The following is an 18,460-nucleotide window of genomic DNA, read 5'->3' on the forward strand; positions in this document are numbered from 1 at the left end:
TCTTAAGTTCCTGACATAAAGCAGCATGAACCATGCAAGAGCTTGTGCATTTTAATTGCCCTTCTTGCTAAGCAAAGCATCTAGGACAATCACCACACAACCTTATGGGAATTCCGCTCTATGACAATTCAAGCGCTCACCTTTTCCTGCTCTTTTGTCCATTGTCCTAAAGCCGCAAGATGATTCATCCGAGCACGATGACAAAATGCCTTTTGTGCAACAGCAATATTTTCATGCTTGCCAGCCCATGCTTTTAAAGCAGCCGCTTGCAATGCGCGTCCGTAGGAAAAGGTCAATTTCCAAGGCAATGTACCCATAGCATTCATGGCCGATAAATGCGCCGTTGCTTCTTGATCAGATTGCCCTCCAGAAAGAAAAGCAATTCCTGGAACAGCGGAAGGTACGGTTTGTTTAAGCACATGGACAGTCTTTTCAGCCACTTCTTCAACACCAGCCTTGCGTGCATCTTTGCCATCAATCACCATATTTGGCTTTAAAATCATCCCCTCTAAAACGACACGGGCTTCAAACAATTCTTTAAAGACAGCCTGTAAAACAGTGCGTGTCACTTCAAAGCAACGCGCAATGGAATGCCCGCACGACGGTCCATCCATCAGCACTTCCGGCTCAACAATTGGCACAATCTTAAGTTCCTGACATAAAGCAGCATAACGCGCAAGAGCTTGTGCATTTTGATTGATAGCGCCTCTTGTTGGCAAAGTATCTGCATTAATAGCAATCACCGCCCGCCATTTAGCAAAACGCGCTCCCAAAGTATAATAGTCTTTTAACCGTTCACGAAGACCATCTAACCCTTCGGTAATTGTTTCTTGGGGAAAAGCGGCCAATGGCTTAGCACCCGTATCCACTTTAATCCCTGGTAACGCCCCTGCATCACGAATAAGATCTGTCAACATTTGCCCTGTTGATGCTTTTTGTCGAATGGTTTCATCAAATAAAATGACCCCAGAGATAGCGTTTTCCATAGCTTCTTTTGCACTAAAAAGCATTTCACGATAAGCACGGCGCCTATCTTCATTGGATTCAACACCAATGCTTTCAAAACGCTTTCCAATGGTTGCTGTACTTTCATCTGCCGCCAAAATACCTTTACCCGCCTGCACAAGAGAAAGTGCAATATCTTCAAGCCGTTCAGTCATAAAAAATTCCTCTTTATTTTCTCTATTTTTTCTTAAAATTTTCCAAAAGTGTGCAATACGCTTAAACTCACCTTACGCAACACACAGCTTTAAAGCTGCTTTTAAAATAATCCCTTTAAGCCTGCATAAGAGCAAGAATACCGGGCAAAACCTTCCCTTCCATCCATTCCAAAAAAGCCCCTCCAGCAGTCGAGAGATAAGTAAAATCATTGGCAACCTCAGCATGATTAAGAGCAAAAACCGTATCGCCTCCTCCAGCAATTGAAACCAATTTACCCATTAAACTCCGTTCTGCTGCATGACGTGCAACGGCAATTGTTCCCTTATCAAAGGGAGGCATCTCAAAAACACCAAGGGGGCCATTCCACACGAGGGTAGAAGCTTCATCAATTGCAGCATTGATATGGGCAATAGAGCGGGTCCCGATATCTAATATCATGCCATCTTCAGGAATATCGCCAATATCATAAAGACGATGCGGTGCATTTTTTTCAAAACGAAACCCAACGACAGCATCCACAGGAAGCAGAAGTGTACAATGACACCCTTGTGCTTTTTTAATGATTTTTTTTATCGTTTCCATCAATGCATGTTCACACAATGACTTCCCCACATGGATACCTTGCGCGGCTAAAAAACTGTTAGCCATCCCGCCCCCAATCACCAAGGAGTCGACTTTTTCCACCAAATGATTGAGAACAAAAAGCTTACTGGAAACTTTCGCCCCTCCCACAATGGCAACGACAGGATGCGTTGGATTTCCAAGCCCTTTTTCTAAGGCCTGCAACTCAGCTTGCAAAGAGCGCCCCGCATAAGAGGGCAACAAATGCGTTATTCCCTCCACCGAAGCATGGGCACGATGAGAAACGGAAAAAGCATCATTGACATAAAGATCCCCATTATGCGCCAAAGCCTCTGCAAAAGAACAATCATTCTTTTCTTCACCGGCATAAAAACGAATATTTTCAAGTAGTAAAACACCACCATTTTGTAATGACTCAATCGCCACCTGCACGGCTAAGCCAATACAGTCAGGAGCAAAAGCAACCGGCTGATGAATGATTTTTTCCAACACTTCTACAACAGGACGGAGTGAAAATTCTGGCTCTACCTTTCCTTTAGGACGACCACAATGAGAAAGCAGAATAAGTTTAGCACCACGCTTTTGTAGCTCAACGAGCGTTTCTTTATGTCGTACAAGACGCGTCTTATCACAAACTTTGCCCAGTGCCATAGGAACATTAAAATCTACGCGCACAAGAACACGTTTGCCCAAAACATCAACATCATCAAGTGTACGAAATCCCATCACCGCTTCCTCTTCACTTTCCATTGTTTCAAATAACAATGCATCAAGCAAACCTACTCACTTTTTTCCACTTACCCCCTCCTCTTTGCTTTTGCATGACACATCTTTGTTTTGCATGAAAGAGCTCTACGACAGCCACCCTTCTCTCCCCTCTGCTTGGAAAATCCAAAGCCTCTATCATCAAGTGTACAAAAGCTCACCATTGTTCTTATCTTCACATCCCACTGTTGCAAAACAAATGCATTTTCTCAATTTGATTTCCATTCAAGACTCCTTTTACTTTTATGCAAAAGAGTTTACACTTTTCGTTTTTTTCACATTGTCTCATACAGCATTTGCTTCCTAGCACACAAGACAACACCCTTTATCCGCTTTTCTCAAAATTGTATAAAATGAGGCTTTTTCTTATAAGAAAAGGACCCGAAGGTCCTTTTTTCTAGACTGTCTTGGCAAAAGCCACAGCCGTATCGCTCATACGGTTAGAAAAGCCCCACTCATTATCATACCAAACCAGAACACGACAGAGCTTACCATCAATGACCTTGGTTTGATCATTGTGGAAAATAGCTGAATGAGGATTATGATTAAAATCACAACTCACAAGCTTTTCCTCTGTATAGTCTAAAATTCCCTTTAAGGAACCGCGTGCTGCAGTCGCAATCGCTGTATTAATTTCTTCAATCGTTGTGGAACGCTTAGCGGTAAATGTCAAATCCACCACGGAAACATTTGGTGTTGGAACACGGATCGACACACCATCGAGCAAGCCTTTTAATTCTGGCAAGACCAATCCCACAGCTTTCGCTGCTCCTGTTGAGGTAGGAATCATCGAAAGAGCTGCCGCACGCGCCCGATAAAGGTCACGATGCATAGTATCCAAGACAGGTTGATCACCCGTATAAGAATGAATTGTTGTCATAAATCCCTTTTCAATACCCACCGTGTTGTGCAGCACTTGAGCAACAGGGGCTAAGCAGTTTGTTGTACAAGAAGCATTTGAAACAACGCGATGCTCTTTATTTAAAGATTGATGATTAACCCCGTATACCACGGTAAGATCGGCTCCTTCAGAAGGTGCAGAAACAAGCACACGCTTTGCCCCCGCATCCAAATGAGCCTTTGCTTTATCACGCGCAGTAAAAATGCCCGTACATTCCAAAGCAATATCGATATCTAAATCCTTCCAAGGCAATTGTGCAGGATCACGCTCTGCGCATACCTTTATTAAACCACTCCCCACATCAATGGCATCCCCCACCACCTTAACAACTCCAGGGAAACGCCCATGAACTGAATCATAGCGCAACAAATGGGCATTTGTTTCCACCGATCCCAAATCATTAATTGCAACCACTTCAATATCTTGTCGTCCACTTTCCATAAGTGCACGTAAAATATTGCGTCCAATACGACCAAACCCATTAATTGCAACACGAACTGTCATTTCACATATTTCCTTATCTCATTTTTAAAGCACAACAAATGGGCATCTTCTAATCCCGAATCATGAATTCCTAAAACGTCAATATCTCGATCAATGACTGACTTATCCACAATAATGCACAACATTATCCATAACACTGTACAGAATAGGATATCCTACAACTACCCCCACTCATGACAACACAAATTGTCATTTTGTCTTTTCCTCTTCGATCTTTTCCAGCTCTTTTTCAGCGGTAGCAACGACATTTTCCCAAGTAATACCAAAATGCGCATAAAGGTCATCAATTGTTCCACTTGCACCAAATCCCTCCATGCCAATAAACACACCATCACAGCCAATAAAACGCTCCCATCCTTGGGCAACAGCAGCTTCAATCGCGATTTTAATCGGCGCTTCTCCAATGAGAGCCCGTTGATAGGAGCAAGATTGTTGAGAAAAGAGCTCAAAACAAGGCACAGAAACCACACGCGTTGGAATGCCTTTTTCTTCTAAGACCGCATGTGCTTTTACCGCAATTTGCAATTCTGAACCAGAAGCAAACAAAGTCACTTGCGCCTCATCACTTGCCGTTAAAAATTCATAAGCACCAAGCATACAGAGATTTTCTTCTTCATATTCTTGACGCAAAAGCGGTAGATTTTGTCGGCTCAACGCTAAGGTAGAAGGCGTCCCACGTACTTTCAAAGCCAATTGCCAACACTCGACTGTCTCCATAGCATCAGCAGGGCGGAACACAAGATGATTAGGCATAGCGCGCAAGCAAGCCAAATGTTCCACGGGTTGATGAGTCGGACCATCCTCTCCAAGACCAATAGAATCATGGGTCATGACATAAATCACCCGCAACCCCATGAGAGAAGATAAACGCATAGCAGGACGCATATAGTCAGAGAAGCATAAGAACGTGCCTCCATAAGGAATAAAGCCCCCATGAAGAGCTATCCCATTCATTATAGCGCCCATTGCATGCTCACGAATACCATAATGAAGATATCGCCCTGAAAAATCATCCGCAGAGATACTTTTCATCTGACTGCTTTTTGTATTATTGGATCCCGTTAAATCGGCAGACCCCCCAATGGTCTCACTCACGACTTCATTGATTACTTCAAGAGCCATTTCCGAAGCTTTACGCGTAGCAACCACAGGAGCCTCTTCAATGAGTTTCTGTTTATAAGCATCGATAGCACCATCAAATCCACCCAATAGATCACCACGCATCAATCTTTCAAACTCGACCCGTTCTGAGACAGGAAGATCAGCCAATTTTTCTTCCCACTTTTGTCGCCTTTTAGCGGCATTAAGCCCTGCTAAGCGCCAATTATCGAGAATATCAGCTGGAATAACGAAAGGCTCTACCTCCCACCCCAAGGCGATACGGGTCTCAGCAATTTCTCGTACACCTAAAGGGGATCCATGAACTTTATTGGTTCCAGCTTTATTTGGTGCTCCAAAACCGATCGTTGTTTTACAAGCGATTAAAGTTGGTTTATCAGAATTTTTCGCCTCTTCAATGGCATGCGCAATGGCTGTTTGGCTATGTCCATCGACTTTGATTGTATTCCAACCAGATGCCTTAAAACGCGCACACTGATCTGTGCTATCTGCAAGAGAAATTTCTCCATCGATAGAGATATTATTATCATCCCACAACACGATAAGCTTGTGAAGTTTTAAATGCCCAGCCAAGGAAAGTGCTTCTTGCGAAATCCCTTCCATCAAGCATCCATCCCCCACCAAGGCATAAGTATAATGGTTGATAAGATCGCCAAAACGAGCATTTTGCAAACGTTCTGCAAGAGCCATCCCCACAGCATTAGCCAACCCTTGTCCGAGAGGTCCAGTTGTTGTTTCAATTCCTGCCGCATGCCCATATTCTGGATGCCCCGCAAGCTTTGCGCCTAATTGGCGAAAATTTTTGAGATCCTCAATACCGATATCTTCATAACCAGAAAGATACAGCAAAGCATAAAGCAACATAGATCCATGTCCTGCTGATAACACAAAACGATCACGGTTAGGCCAACGAGGATTTTTAGGATCATGAGCAAGGAATTGTGTATAAAGAACCGTAGCAATATCGGCTGCCCCCATTGGCAAGCCCGGATGACCAGAATTTGCTTTTTCAATCGCATCAATAGCAAGAAAACGGATAGCATTAGCCATCTGATTCTGTTGGAGGGTGTTTGTCATGAATGATCGACCATTTCGTTAACTACGTTATTCTGTTGCTTTTTGCGTATTCTCTTAAAATTCCTTAAGAAATACTGTTTTTAACCACCAGCATGAAACTTCTTGTCACCACTTCAATAGCATTAATAACATTCCCCTCACGCATCCTGTATATCCATGTCATTTATGTCAATACGCGTAAAAAATCCAGCTTTTAATTTATATCTATCTCCTGCTTTGCTTGCTAAAATATCCTACATACTTAAAAATAAAATACACACAATACCAGAATGTAAGTGATTCGTTTTTGCATAACGCATTGATAAAGGATACAATTACCCAGAGGACAAAAACAATGAACCAAGAGACTACGGTTCTACAAGATGCTCTAGAGCACCTAGAAAAAGCACTTAGGACTTTAGAGATCACCATAATAAACCGCAACGCCGTTATTGATAAAAATAACGAATGGGAAGAAGAAATTCAACGAATGAATGCTGACCGCAGCCATCTTGCCCAAGCGCTTGACAAAGCTGAAGCCCAAATTGAACGCTTAGAATCTGTTAACAAAGAAGTTTCCAAACGCCTTATTAAAGCAATGGAAACGATTCGTATCGTCATTGATAGATAAAGGTTTGAATGTATGGAAACAGTTTCCGTTACCATTGATGGTAAAAATTATCGCATGGCTTGTAATAAAGGGCAAGAAAGTCATCTTATTGCGCTTGCCGCTCAATTGGATCAATACATCACCCATTTAAAGAAAAATTTTGGTGAAATTGGCGATCATCGTTTATCGGTTATGGCTGGCATAATGATTATCGATGAAATGGAAGAAATAAAACGAGAAAATAAAAAGTTACAAGAAGACTACAATGCTCTTTTACGCCTTCACAATGAAAAGGAGCGCACCATGGGAAAAATTATGCGTGACACCACACAACGCATTGAAAATCTCACCAATCAATTGCTCAAAGATGATCAAAACAGCACAAACATTCAAGAACAAGAGCAGGAAGATTTCTAAAACATACAACAGCGCCGTAATAAACGTGCGATTTGATTTGCCTCCCCCTCATAGGATAAAAAACAGGATAAAAATTCTTAAACCCACACCCCATAAACAATCCGATTTTTTATCGAGAGAATTCCAGTGACAGATCATGCATACGATCAAAAAGCTGTACCTCGAATATTTCGCTGACACACAAACACTTCATACATCAAAGAAGCAGCCTTATATTACCACGCTTCCAATGAGGGGTCTCGCGCAACAAACGACCAAAACCAATATCCCAAAACCAATATAATTGTAAAAAGAAATCATATCGATGATCAATCAAACAATGCGTAAAGCCTATTTTTTACATAAAAGCAACGCACGAAAAGCATATTTTTTAAACATATTCATCCATCACTTTAATTCTCATGCCATACCAGCATGGCTTTTTTGAACCCATAATTTTATTCAATTCTGTTTGCAAAAGTTTCATCCGTTCATAGAGGCTTAAAATGAGAAAATTTTTAAAGCTCTCAAACAGGACTAGAATGAATTCTCATGATCAATGAATATCTCGCTCGTAAAAGATTAATAAAGCGATTCCTAAGATGCCTTAATGAGATAAAAGGGGATCTTCCATTAAATGCTCCACCATAAAAGCAACTTTCTCAGAACTACAAACAAAATCAATAGACCATATCACCACATCTACTCTGTTCCCATCACCAAACCTCATGCCCAAACGAAATGCCGTGCGGTTTCCGCAAAAGGCAATGGCTGCGGCTCGATCAACCATATCCTCTAAATTCTTTGCATCATCGGTCACCACACGAATGATGCCCCCAAACGAGAGCCAAACGCCGTGCAGTTTCCACAATAGGAGATAACACAATAATCGGTCTATTGGGACGTTCACGAGAGGTGCGCCTCCCCGTTGTTCCTAAAGTCGGTTCAAAGATGCATGAAAAAATACCAAGCGTAAACCGCTCAAATCCCCTTCGTACCATCTTGAGAAACAGAAGCAATACGCAAGAGGTTGGTAGCCCCAGGCGTTCCAAGGGGAACACCAGCTGTCACAAGGAAGCGATCCCCTCCTTGGCAAAAACCTTCCTGAAAGGCAATGGCTGCGGCTCGATCAACCATATCCTCTAAATTCCTTGCATCATCGGTTACCACACAATGAAGCCCCCAAACGAGAGCCAAACGCCGTGCGGTTTCCACAATGGGCGATAACGCAATAATCGGTCTATTGGGACGTTCACGAGAAGTGCGCACCCCTGTTGTTCCTGAAGCCGTATAGGCAACGATAGCCGCTAACGCAAGTGTTTCAGCAATCTGACGTGCTGCAAGAGAAATCGCATCGGTTCCTGTTGATTCTGGAGCAGGATGTTGAGCCCCAACCTGAGCGGCATAAGTGTGATCTTGTTCGATTTGCCGCGCGATTCGGTCCATCATAAGCACCGCTTCTTCCGGATAACGACCAGAAGCAGATTCAGCCGACAACATCACCGCATCTGTTCCAGCATAAACCGCCGTAGCAACATCTGAGACTTCTGCGCGTGTCGGAACAGGAGATGTGATCATTGACTCGAGCATTTGTGTTGCCACCACAACCGGTTTTCCAGCTAAACGACAAGCTTTTATTAACTCCATCTGAAGCGCAGGAATCCTTTCCAGAGGCATTTCCACACCGAGATCACCCCGTGCAATCATAATACCATCACAGATTTCAATAATCTTCTCTATATGCTCCAAGGCTTGAGGCTTTTCGATTTTAGCCATCAAAGACACCTTGCTTTTCGTCAACTGACGCACCGCTATAATATCTTCTGGACGCTGAATAAAAGAAAGCGCAACCCAATCAACAGGATACTGTAACAGAGCCTGAAGATCCTCTTTATCTTTTGAGGTTATCGAATCAAAAGGCAAAATTGTATCAGGAAAACTCACACCTTTTCGATCAGAAATACGGGTTCCAGCAACCACACAACACTGAACAAAATGATCATCACATACTTCAGCGCGCAGTTCCACCCTTCCATCATCAATCAACAACCGATCCCCTGGTTTAAGTGCCGAAAAAACATCCTTATGAGGAAAAAAAACACGCTGTGCATCACCAGCCGCATCGCGATGATCTAATGTAAAGCTTTGCCCAACACACAAATCTTCTTGACCTTTGGCAAAACGACCAATACGCAGTTTGGGTCCCTGAAGATCCACTAAAATACCGATGGGCCGTTGAACAATTTTTTCAACCTCCCGTATAGACTTGACCAAATCAGCCAGTGTGTCACGATCTGTATGACTCATATTAAGGCGAAAAACATCTGCCCCTGCCCTAAAAAGCTTCTCAATCATTAAACGAGAAAAAGAAGAAGGGCCAAGAGTCGCAATAATTTTTACTTTACGGGCACGTTTCACGGTGGAGAACTTCCTGAAAAAGAAGGGACAACTGAATTGTTAAACAAAGAATCATCCGTCAACTGTACCATCCAACTGGTTTGATTACCGGTATCGATTTCCTGAAACTCAGCCTTTTGATATCCTCGAGGAAAACAATCATGAACCCCCTGAATGGTAAATTGGCTATCTTGCACACACATGGTCACAGAGCCTGCCCAGTTCCCCTTTTTTTGTGCTCCTTCCGCATAAAAATAATAAAATCGCGAGGCAAGAGGTCCTTCGATGAGGGTTTTACATTCTGTCACGGGAACCACCCACCAGCCTTCGCTCACCCACCCTGAAAACGTACGATATCCAAGAGCAACCCCTACAGACTGCTGCGTTGTATTACACACCCTAAAGTCAGCTTTTGCACAAATAGCAAAGGGAAACAAGAGCAAAATGCTCAAAAGAAAAACCTTTAATCCTTTCTGAAGAGCCCAATATTGCTTTTTCAAAATCAAAGAACTTTCTCTATAATGCAAATTCTCAAAATAAACCATACATCTCTTTTTTCAAAAGCTTTTCAAGTTTAAAACATATATTTTTCTTTTTATAGCCCTTTTATCAAGGCATATATTTTAAAAATTTTACAAAATATTTAAAATCAATTGGTAAAAAAACTGTAGTGCTTGATTGAGTTTTTGTTTTTTCAAGCTTTTCCAACATAAATTTATCGTCGAAAAAACAACTTAAAAATATATAAACTGGAGAAAATACAATGAATGATACAGTAACCGACCAAACACACGCTATATCCGTCAATCAATTACGCTCTTTTATCGAACGAATTGAACGACTAGAAGAAGAAAAAAAGACGATTTCTGACGATATTAAAGACGTATATACTGAACTTAAAGGCTCTGGTTTTGATAGTAAAGCGGTTCGAAGCATTATACGGTTGCGTAAAAAAGAAGAGCATGAACGAATGGAAGAAGAAGCAATCATTGAGCTTTATAAAAATGCACTTGGGATGAGTTAACTCTATTGATAACGTTGGAAATTTTCTTAAGAAAATGGAAAAAATGAGTAAATGCGAAAAAATTCTGCTCACTGTTTAAGTCATTTGTGCAAAATAACAAAAAATTCATGTAACTTGTGACAAGACGACTGGTCACAGGATGCGCAAGGTTACCACAGCCCTCACATTTAAAAGGATTCATGATATGATGATCAATTAATTCATTATATAAGGAAAAATATTGAAAAAGATCAGCAAACTAAAATCGGCTAAACAAGAGTCTGAGCTTTTTACAGAAAAAGAGGTGTTAAGGATCTTAATCTTTTAGGATAGGGAAGAATTCAGCTTATTGATACATCTGGTAAAAAAACCTTAATAAAGCTTCATTCGAATCCATAGGCAGGCTCATAGCGATTATTCCTTCGAGAAGTTAAAATGTGATCCCTCCATTTTCCAGCAATCATCAAATAATCTTTGGCATAGCCTTCTTTTTCAAAATGAAGACGTTTTAATAAAAGCCCGCTTTTTATGTTCTCTGGTCTATAATTTGCCATCACTCTATGCAGATGATAAACATCAAAGATATGCGCTATTAGAGCCGATAAACTCTCAAACATGAGGCCTTTGCCTTGTTGTTTTTCATCAAGAGAAAAACCAAGATGACAGGCTTGAAAAACACCACGAACCACGTTTGTAAAGTTCACAACACCAATAATTGTGTTTTCATTTTTTAATCGTACAGCATATCGGTATGCTTGTCCTTGTGCGCTTTCATAAGCAAATGTACCGGCTCGTGTTTCCCAAGCTGTTAGGCTGTGGTAATCATCAGATCTTGACGGTTCAAAAGGACGCAAATAATTCACATTACGCAAAAAATAAGAAGATAGTTCAACAACATCTTCTAAACCGATCAATGTAGAAATTGTTCGCTTTGTTTTAATTACCACCATTTTCCCCTCCTAGAAACATTCCAATAACGCGTTAATTTATCATGACAAATCATGAGGTTAAACTTAAATTATAACGGTGACTACAGAAAGCTTTTCTCACCACATCGCTTATCACATTAGAATCAATAAGGACCATTTGCTTTTCCTTCATAAGCAAGATTGGTATATTCTAATAGGGTCACGACCTTCACGTAAAACAGAACACCAGCCAGTTGCCAATTCACGGGCTTGTTTTAAAGAGACATCTCTCAAAGAGCACCCAAGCCCATTTCACAACGCCAACCATGAAGGGTATAACGATAAAGCCCTCATGAAATAATATAGCACCACCATCTTTACGCTTACAGAAAAGCAAGCCGGTATACCATCACACACTTTGCCAGCTCGTGGATGTTGCGACAGCTCTTGGCACTTGAGAGCGTTCATAAGCGGCATTTTTAGTCCTTGTCTATACAGTTTTTACCCACATGGCCCACCCGCTTGTGGTGTGCAAGCAAGTGTTTTTATTGATTCAACATGGAACAGATTTGAAATGAGAGAATCTTACGTTATTCGAGGTTCTAATTCAATATAAATAATGTTAAATTATCATTATAAATCAATATATTGTCTAGGTCATAAGGTATAAAGACAAGGAAAGACTTCTTATAAATTTATGAATGCACTCAAATACTAAAAGCTATAGGAACATTGGAGTCTGGCAAAATCTGCGATGAGACGGGCATACTTCTATGTATGAAATTGCGACAAAACGCACCGCATCAATCGTTTTTTCTTTATCAAGAATTGTGTAAAAAAGCCAAACATAAACAGTAAAGCTCGCTCGCAACCCCCATTAACCAGAGTCATAACTTTTAACCGCAGTCAAAAGTGTGGAGCCAAAAGCTGCTCTTTATAAATTTAATGGCACATTATTTTTCAATACACCCAAGCGTTCTACATAAAGCAATGATACAATACGAATCAAAATACTTAGATATTAATATTTGAAACATTAACGTGAACATGCATCCATTTCTTCGCGTAAAATTTCAAGTTCTAGCCATTCTTCTTGCTTTTGTGTGCAAGTATTTTTCTTTTTTTCCAATGCCGTTGATAAACGTTCAAAGCGTTCTTTATCACGGCGATAAAGAGCTGGATCAGAGAGCTCTTGTTCAATTTTTTTTATTTCATTTTGCAAAACAGCGATTTCTTCAGGTAATTTTTCCAATGCATAAACCTGTTTATAAGACAGTTTTCTTGGTACTTTTTTCCCTCGCGCTATCAAGCTACCCTCTGTTGATGAGGTCTGTTTTGAAAACGCTTCCGCATGAGATTTTGAAGATTCTTTACGAGGCGATAATTTTATTTCTTTGCGTTTTGAATTCAAGACTTTCTTATTTTGCGCTATCATATCACTATAGCCGCCCGCATATAAAACCCAATGACCATCGCCTTGAGGTGCCAACATATGAGTTACAGTACGATCTAAAAAGTCTCTGTCATGGCTAACCAACAACACTGTTCCTGTAAAATCAGCAATAAATTCTTGTAACAAATCCAAAGTTTCCATATCCAAATCATTGGTCGGTTCGTCAAGAATCAAAAAATTTGCAGGACGCGAAAGAAGGCGTGCAAGCATGAGACGTGCTCTTTCTCCCCCTGAAAATTCTTTAAGGGGGGTGCGTGCTTGTTCAGGCAAAAATAAAAAGTCTTTCATATAAGAAACCACATGCCGTTCCTGCCCATTGATCACAAGAGTATCACCCCTTCCCCCCGTTAAATAATGCGCCAAAGTTTCTTCTTCATTGACAATACGTTGCTGATCAAGCAATGCTACGGAGAGGTTATAGCCATGCCTCACCGTTCCACTATCCACAGCTTCTTTCCCAATCAATACAGAAAGGAGCGTTGTTTTTCCAATACCATTAGGCCCGACCAATCCGATTCGATCCCCCCGTTGAATGCGTAAAGAGAAATCTTTCACAATAACGCGCTCACCATAAGATTTTAAAACTTTCTTTGCTTCAAGCACCAGTTGACCAGAATCATGACTTTTAGCTGCGCTCAAAAGTGCACTTCCCGGCTGTCCTTTATAGGTTTGATGACGCTGTCGTAATTCTTTTAATTCGCCCAAGCGCCGTACATTACGCTTACGCCGTGCACTCACGCCATAACGCAACCATTGCTCTTCACGAGCAATTTGGCGCCCCAATTTATGCTGCTCAATCGCTTCTTCTTCCAGTGCTTTATCACGCCAATTTTCAAACTCAGAAAAACGCTTTTCCAGCCTTTTGGTTGTGCCACGATCAAGCCATACCGTTGAACGCGTAACATTTTCTAAAAATCTCCGATCATGGGAAATCACCACAATTGCTGAACGCAAAGAAGACAAAACCCCTTCCAACCATTCAATGGTTGGCAAATCAAGATGATTGGTTGGTTCATCTAAGAACAAAATATCAGGCTTTGCAGCAATGGCCCGTAACAATGAAACACGCCTCTTTTCACCCCCTGAAAGCGTTTCTAATTTTTCTACCCCCGAAAACCCTAAATTTGTGCGAAGCGTATTGATCCACTGGACATCAGATGTCTCGTCCAGCCCCGCTTCCATATAAGCGTTAATATCTTCAAAACCCGAACAATCCGGATTTTGAGAGACATAACGAAGTGTCACCCGAGGGTGGCGAAAAATTTCACCCCCATGAGGCTCTAATATTCCTGCGGCAATTTTCAACAGGGTCGATTTTCCACAACCATTCCGGCCCACCAACGCAATACGCGCCCCCTGCTCAACCGATAAAAAGGCTCGGTTGAGCAAAGGCGTTGTCCCAAAGGTTAGGAAAATGCGGTCAAGCCGCAGCAATGGCACCGCCATTAACGAACGCGGCGCGGACAAGGTGCTTGATACATCATCCCTCTTGCATCACGGTAAGTACACAATTGTTGTACCGGAACTCTTTGTGCACAAGGTGCTTGGTAAACATGTCCTCTACGACCACGATACGTACACAATTGTGACGCCTGTCTTTGTTGTCTTCTTTGATTTGCAGCTTCACCTGTTACTGTTCCAGCCAAAGCACCAAATGCTGCACCGGTAAGCACGGCTCCAGCAGTACTTCCACCAATAGCACTTCCAGCCAAAGCACCGATTGTTGCTCCCCCCAAACCGTAACGTGCAACACGTTCATCATTTGTGGTACAAGCTACCGAACTGAAACCAATTGCGGAAACGACGGCCACTTTTAAAACTGATTTTAACATATCAAAACCTTTCCTTCTCAAGATCAATACATAATATATCGTTTATGTCGGCACTTAAATCACTAGGCCCCCCCCTGCCTTATTCAAAATATATCGGAAGAGCTTTATGGAATAGGCACAGACGCTAACAATATAGCTTTTCCAGAACCTAAATGGCAAGAAAAGGTTCCACAAATACGGTTAGAAAGTGTTAAAGAAGATCCAAATGACACATTTTTACCACAAATTGGCCATTTTACGCCTTTCAGCGTTAAGTCTTTTAAGTCAGAAAAACCGATAAGACTAAATAAACACCCTTTAGGCAAATCATATGACACGAGATTTGGCAAAACCGGCCAGCCTTCTTCCAAACCGCTTGTCAACAACACTGAAATGCCTTTTTCAGCCATCATCAACGCTTGCGTCATATGAGAAAGGCTATGATCACTTCGCTCCCCTCCTAAAGCCCCGCACAAAATAAGCTTTTTAGCACCATTTTGTAGCGCTCTTTCACAAGCCAAAGCGCTATCTGTCATATCTTTATCAGCAGGAAAAACCTCACGTGGAACATGGTTATATTTGTCTATCAAAGTCTGATCAGACGAATCAAAATCCCCTAACCACAACTCAGGCTTCACATTAAGCACGGTCGCATGACGCATACCACCATCCGCAGCAATCACTCGGCTATTTTGAATTTGATTAAGCAAACGATCAGTGATAGAAAGATTTCCATTTAACAATATCGTAAATGTTGTCATGCCCTATTTTGCCTTTCACAGAATTTTTTCTCTCGCATCCCTTTATCGATGAGCGCTATTTTTTATACATAAGAACTGTAATATAGCCAAACGAACCCTTATCCCTAAAGATTCTTAAAAAAAACACACACAATACAAAGATACATATGAAATTCGCCAAACTACACCGGAGAAGCACTCTGCACCACAATCCAACACACGCGATTTTTCAACGAAATTTTCTTTTTCGCTCTCTCCCTTATACAATCACTTTCATCAGTTTAATGCTTCTCCTTTCAGCTTGTCATACGCATCTATCTCAAAATGATAAGCTCTCTTCCAATTCCTCTGAAACAATCAAACGTACCAACAATAATAATATCTATGTCACATTAAGCACTCTGCAACACCCCCGTATTGTGCAAATGTATGGTGGCGCCTATCGTGATGCAAAACTTGAACGCTTTTTAGCAAGAATTATCCGTAAACTAACCATTGCATCCCACCATTCTTATCATAACTATTCTGTAACAATTTTAAACTCAGAAAGTATCAATGCATTTGCACTCCCCAATGGTTCGATATACATCACCCGTGGTATGTTAGCACTTGCCAATGATTCTTCAGAAGTTGCTGCAATTTTAGCTCATGAGATAGCACACATCAGAGCCAATCATGGTATTTTACGCCTGCAAAAAGAAGCCCAATTGAAGAGGACCCATCATATGTCCTCACGTCTTCTTTCTTCTATAAGCAAAAAACTTCACCCTCCCTTACAAAACAACCAACAACTTGCACAATTTTCCCGCAATCAAGAGCTGGAAGCTGATTTCCTTGCCCTCGAAATGCTCCAACAAACAGGATATGATCCATTTGCTTTACCGCGTTTTCTTCAAACGATGGAAGCCTATAGTCATTTTCAGAATATTTTTGGCCCGTCAAACGCCTTCTTAGACTTTCTAGCCTCTCACCCAACCACCCCCCAACGCATTCAACTGGCAATAGAAAAAGCACATAAAATCAGTAAAGAGAATAATAAAATCATCGATCGTGATTCTTTTCTCAAAAGCATTGATGGCATGACTTTTGGAGGAAGCTTTTACACTGGATTTGTACGAGACAACCAATTTATTCATCCACAATTGCGCATTGCTTTTTCTGTTCCCAACGATTTTACAATAGAACATTCAGCACACACTGTTTGGGCCAGCGGATCCAATAAAATTGCGATTCGTTTTGATGCTATTCCCCATTCTCCTGGAATATCTGCAAGTGATTATTTGAAAAGCGGGTGGATTATTGGGCTAGACCCATCCTCTATCCGCCCCCTCACAATTCAAGACCTCCCCAATCAAGGATTCACGGGTCCAGGACATCTCGTCCACAATTTACTTGGAGCACAAGCCCGCGCAACCCATGAGAAATGGCAATTTGATGTGGTTGTCATTCTGTTCAATAATCATATTTTTCGTTTTCTGACAGCAGCCCCCCGTAATTCTCAAAATTTTGCAGAGATTACCAAAAAAACGGTACAAAGCTTTCACCCTCTTTCAACTTCACAGTTAAAAAAATTGAAACCCTTAAAGATCAGTATTGTCCGCGTTAAACAAGGAGAAAATGTTGCAAACCTTGCCAATAAAATGCAACACACACCAGACAAAGAAAAACTCTTTCGTATTCTCAACGGCCTCTCACCAACTCAAACTTTAAGCGCCGGTACAAAAGTGAAAATTATCACCGAATAAGGCTCTTTTTTCACCTGCTATAGTTTTGATTCTTTTCTGTCTGTATCACGCCTTCCCCCCAAGCAATTGGCAAATGAAGCTGGTTCCCTCAAAACCAGCTTCATCATGCCCCCCTCACCTATAACATTCTCCTTCCCCCTAAAAAGCCTTATCGCAGCTTATATATCGTGAAGATCTTCTGAATGAACGGTCAGGAGAGCAGAAGATTATTTCTGCGCAGTCCTTCTCAGACAAACCTCCCCCTCCAATCTTCTTCTGCTCATAAAACGGCTCAATGAACCCGTAAGGAAAGGTATTGCTTGATAAAGCTGGTACCCTCAAAACCAGCTTCATCACGCCCTTCCCCTCAGCTATAACATTCTCCTTCCCTCTAAAAAGCCTTATCGTAGCTTATATATCATAAGCATCTTCTGAATGAACGGTCAGGAGAGCAGAACGCAATTTTTGCAAAGCCCGTGCTTCAATTTGACGCACACGCTCTTTCGAAATTCCTAATTTTTCACCCAAGACTTCTAAAGTAGCCCCCTCTTCATTGAGGCGACGAAAGCGAATAATTTCCAACTCTCGTTCATTGAGAATTTGCAACGCATCGTAAAGCCATTGCGTACGCCGTTGACCATCAATCACCTGCTCAATTAAAGCATCAGGAAGAGGGCTCTCATCAACCAAAACATCCATCTTCGCAATGGGATTATCACTGTTTTCAGAAACAGAAACGCTCAAGGAATTATCAGAACTGGAAAAACGAAAATCCATTGTTTCAACATCTCGTACAGAAACACCAAGTTTTTCGGCGATTGTGCGAAAAATATCCTGTTTTGACAAAGCACTATCATCTTGCACCAGTTTTGCGCGTAAACGCCGCAGATTAAAGAAAAGTGCTTTTTGCGAAGAACTGGTTCCTCCACGAACGATTGACCAGTTTCGCAAAATATAATCTTGAATAGAAGCGCGTATCCACCACGTTGCATAAGTCGAAAAACGTACTTCCCGATCAGGTTCAAAACGTGCAGCGGCTTCCAATAATCCGACATAGCCTTCTTGTACCAAATCCCCTAAGGGCATTTTGAAACGTTTAAAGCGGTTTGCAATAGCAATCACCAAACGCATATGAGCCGCTGCAATTTGATGCATGGCATCATCATCGCGTTTATCTTTCCATCGCAGAGCCAAATCATGCTCTTTTTGTCGTTCAAGATAAGGTGCTTTCATAGCAGAACGCATCATATTACGTCCTAAGCTTTTGTCTGCATCGCTATAATTTTTGCTGTTTTTATAAACAGCATTTGAAAGATTACCCATAATAACC

Annotated in this window: 15 protein-coding genes and 2 pseudogenes; 4 read left to right on the forward strand and 13 right to left on the reverse strand. The window is 41.5% G+C overall.

Features of this window, described 5'->3' with window-relative positions; genetic code table 11:
• Positions 1–128: 128 nt before the first annotated feature.
• The 4 genes from B5V81_RS06315 to tkt all read right to left on the reverse strand — a co-directional run bounded on the left by B5V81_RS06315 (position 129) and on the right by tkt (position 6,109).
• Complete coding sequence (locus tag B5V81_RS06315) at positions 129–1,160, reverse strand: class I fructose-bisphosphate aldolase (protein ID WP_212112714.1); 1,032 nt, start codon at positions 1,158–1,160, stop codon at positions 129–131.
• 115 nt (positions 1,161–1,275) lie between these two features.
• A complete protein-coding gene (locus B5V81_RS06320; RefSeq protein ID WP_212112767.1) occupies positions 1,276–2,469 on the reverse strand; it encodes a phosphoglycerate kinase in 1,194 nt (397 codons plus the stop codon).
• Positions 2,470–2,905: 436 nt separating this feature from the next.
• Entirely contained in the window at positions 2,906–3,913 is a 1,008-nt protein-coding gene (gene gap / locus B5V81_RS06325) for a type I glyceraldehyde-3-phosphate dehydrogenase (RefSeq protein ID WP_212112715.1), read from the reverse strand.
• A gap of 189 nt (positions 3,914–4,102) precedes the next feature.
• Positions 4,103–6,109, reverse strand: coding sequence for a transketolase (gene tkt / locus B5V81_RS06330; RefSeq protein ID WP_212112716.1), 2,007 nt, complete (start codon positions 6,107–6,109; stop codon positions 4,103–4,105).
• 334 nt (positions 6,110–6,443) lie between these two features.
• Here tkt and B5V81_RS06335 point away from each other — a divergent pair, with 334 nt between their 5' ends.
• Positions 6,444–6,719, forward strand: coding sequence for a DUF4164 domain-containing protein (locus B5V81_RS06335; RefSeq protein ID WP_039760787.1), 276 nt, complete (start codon positions 6,444–6,446; stop codon positions 6,717–6,719).
• Between the two features lie 12 nt (positions 6,720–6,731).
• Positions 6,732–7,115: a cell division protein ZapA gene (locus B5V81_RS06340; RefSeq protein WP_212112717.1), complete on the forward strand. Its 384-nt coding sequence runs from the start codon at positions 6,732–6,734 to the stop codon at positions 7,113–7,115.
• Positions 7,116–7,854: 739 nt separating this feature from the next.
• On the opposite strand, the pseudogene B5V81_RS08900 reads toward B5V81_RS06340, so the two are convergent.
• From B5V81_RS08900 to B5V81_RS06355, 3 genes and pseudogenes are all read right to left on the reverse strand, one after another.
• A pseudogene (locus tag B5V81_RS08900) lies at positions 7,855–8,032 on the reverse strand (pyruvate kinase alpha/beta domain-containing protein); the annotation flags it as partial.
• Between the two features lie 43 nt (positions 8,033–8,075).
• Entirely contained in the window at positions 8,076–9,512 is a 1,437-nt protein-coding gene (gene pyk, locus B5V81_RS06350; protein WP_212112718.1) for a pyruvate kinase, read from the reverse strand.
• Entirely contained in the window at positions 9,509–10,036 is a 528-nt protein-coding gene (locus tag B5V81_RS06355; RefSeq protein WP_212112719.1) for a DUF1036 domain-containing protein, read from the reverse strand. The genes pyk and B5V81_RS06355 overlap by 4 nt, the downstream gene beginning before the upstream one ends.
• Before the next feature lie 218 nt (positions 10,037–10,254).
• On the opposite strand from B5V81_RS06355, the gene B5V81_RS06360 reads away from it, so the two are divergent.
• A complete protein-coding gene (locus B5V81_RS06360; RefSeq protein ID WP_039760779.1) occupies positions 10,255–10,515 on the forward strand; it encodes a DUF2312 domain-containing protein in 261 nt (86 codons plus the stop codon).
• A 362-nt stretch (positions 10,516–10,877) separates the two neighbouring features.
• On the opposite strand, the gene rimJ is transcribed toward B5V81_RS06360, so the two are convergent.
• The 5 genes and pseudogenes from rimJ to B5V81_RS06380 all read right to left on the reverse strand — a co-directional run bounded on the left by rimJ (position 10,878) and on the right by B5V81_RS06380 (position 15,427).
• Positions 10,878–11,444 carry a ribosomal protein S5-alanine N-acetyltransferase gene (rimJ, locus tag B5V81_RS06365; RefSeq protein ID WP_212112720.1) on the reverse strand — a complete coding sequence of 189 codons (567 nt, stop codon included), beginning with the start codon at positions 11,442–11,444 and terminating at the stop codon, positions 10,878–10,880.
• Positions 11,445–11,612: 168 nt separating this feature from the next.
• A pseudogene (locus tag B5V81_RS08905) lies at positions 11,613–11,879 on the reverse strand (Arm DNA-binding domain-containing protein); the annotation flags it as partial.
• A 559-nt stretch (positions 11,880–12,438) separates the two neighbouring features.
• Entirely contained in the window at positions 12,439–14,301 is a 1,863-nt protein-coding gene (locus B5V81_RS06370; RefSeq protein ID WP_212112768.1) for an ABC-F family ATP-binding cassette domain-containing protein, read from the reverse strand.
• Positions 14,301–14,687, reverse strand: a complete 387-nt coding sequence (locus B5V81_RS06375; RefSeq protein WP_212112721.1) for a YMGG-like glycine zipper-containing protein — start codon at positions 14,685–14,687, stop codon at positions 14,301–14,303. The genes B5V81_RS06370 and B5V81_RS06375 overlap by 1 nt, the downstream gene beginning before the upstream one ends.
• Before the next feature lie 104 nt (positions 14,688–14,791).
• Complete coding sequence (locus B5V81_RS06380) at positions 14,792–15,427, reverse strand: thiamine diphosphokinase (RefSeq protein WP_212112722.1); 636 nt, start codon at positions 15,425–15,427, stop codon at positions 14,792–14,794.
• Between the two features lie 146 nt (positions 15,428–15,573).
• Between B5V81_RS06380 and B5V81_RS06385 the strand changes: the two genes are divergently transcribed.
• Positions 15,574–17,151: a M48 family metalloprotease gene (locus tag B5V81_RS06385; RefSeq protein WP_212112723.1), complete on the forward strand. Its 1,578-nt coding sequence runs from the start codon at positions 15,574–15,576 to the stop codon at positions 17,149–17,151.
• A gap of 390 nt (positions 17,152–17,541) precedes the next feature.
• Here B5V81_RS06385 and B5V81_RS06390 read toward each other — a convergent pair whose 3' ends face one another.
• Entirely contained in the window at positions 17,542–18,453 is a 912-nt protein-coding gene (locus B5V81_RS06390; RefSeq protein WP_039760766.1) for an RNA polymerase factor sigma-32, read from the reverse strand.
• Between the last annotated feature and the right edge of the window lie 7 nt (positions 18,454–18,460).

Source organism: Bartonella queenslandensis (assembly GCF_018155095.1).
GTDB classification, from domain to species: Bacteria; Pseudomonadota; Alphaproteobacteria; order Rhizobiales; family Rhizobiaceae; genus Bartonella; species Bartonella queenslandensis_B.

Excerpts from the sequence above, each read along its gene's own strand:
- rimJ (WP_212112720.1), bottom strand. The coding sequence starts at position 11,444 with ATGGTGGTAATTAAAACAAAGCGAACAATTTCTACATTGATCGGTTTA.
- B5V81_RS06375 (WP_212112721.1), bottom strand. The coding sequence starts at position 14,687 with ATGTTAAAATCAGTTTTAAAAGTGGCCGTCGTTTCCGCAATTGGTTTC.
- B5V81_RS06335 (WP_039760787.1), top strand. The coding sequence starts at position 6,444 with ATGAACCAAGAGACTACGGTTCTACAAGATGCTCTAGAGCACCTAGAA.
- tkt (WP_212112716.1), bottom strand. The coding sequence starts at position 6,109 with ATGACAAACACCCTCCAACAGAATCAGATGGCTAATGCTATCCGTTTT.
- B5V81_RS06385 (WP_212112723.1), top strand. The coding sequence starts at position 15,574 with ATGAAATTCGCCAAACTACACCGGAGAAGCACTCTGCACCACAATCCA.
- B5V81_RS06320 (WP_212112767.1), bottom strand. The coding sequence starts at position 2,469 with ATGGGATTTCGTACACTTGATGATGTTGATGTTTTGGGCAAACGTGTT.
- B5V81_RS06380 (WP_212112722.1), bottom strand. The coding sequence starts at position 15,427 with ATGACAACATTTACGATATTGTTAAATGGAAATCTTTCTATCACTGAT.
- B5V81_RS06355 (WP_212112719.1), bottom strand. The coding sequence starts at position 10,036 with ATGGTTTATTTTGAGAATTTGCATTATAGAGAAAGTTCTTTGATTTTG.
- B5V81_RS06370 (WP_212112768.1), bottom strand. The coding sequence starts at position 14,301 with ATGGCGGTGCCATTGCTGCGGCTTGACCGCATTTTCCTAACCTTTGGG.
- B5V81_RS06315 (WP_212112714.1), bottom strand. The coding sequence starts at position 1,160 with ATGACTGAACGGCTTGAAGATATTGCACTTTCTCTTGTGCAGGCGGGT.
- B5V81_RS06390 (WP_039760766.1), bottom strand. The coding sequence starts at position 18,453 with ATGGGTAATCTTTCAAATGCTGTTTATAAAAACAGCAAAAATTATAGC.
- B5V81_RS06340 (WP_212112717.1), top strand. The coding sequence starts at position 6,732 with ATGGAAACAGTTTCCGTTACCATTGATGGTAAAAATTATCGCATGGCT.
- B5V81_RS06360 (WP_039760779.1), top strand. The coding sequence starts at position 10,255 with ATGAATGATACAGTAACCGACCAAACACACGCTATATCCGTCAATCAA.
- gap (WP_212112715.1), bottom strand. The coding sequence starts at position 3,913 with ATGACAGTTCGTGTTGCAATTAATGGGTTTGGTCGTATTGGACGCAAT.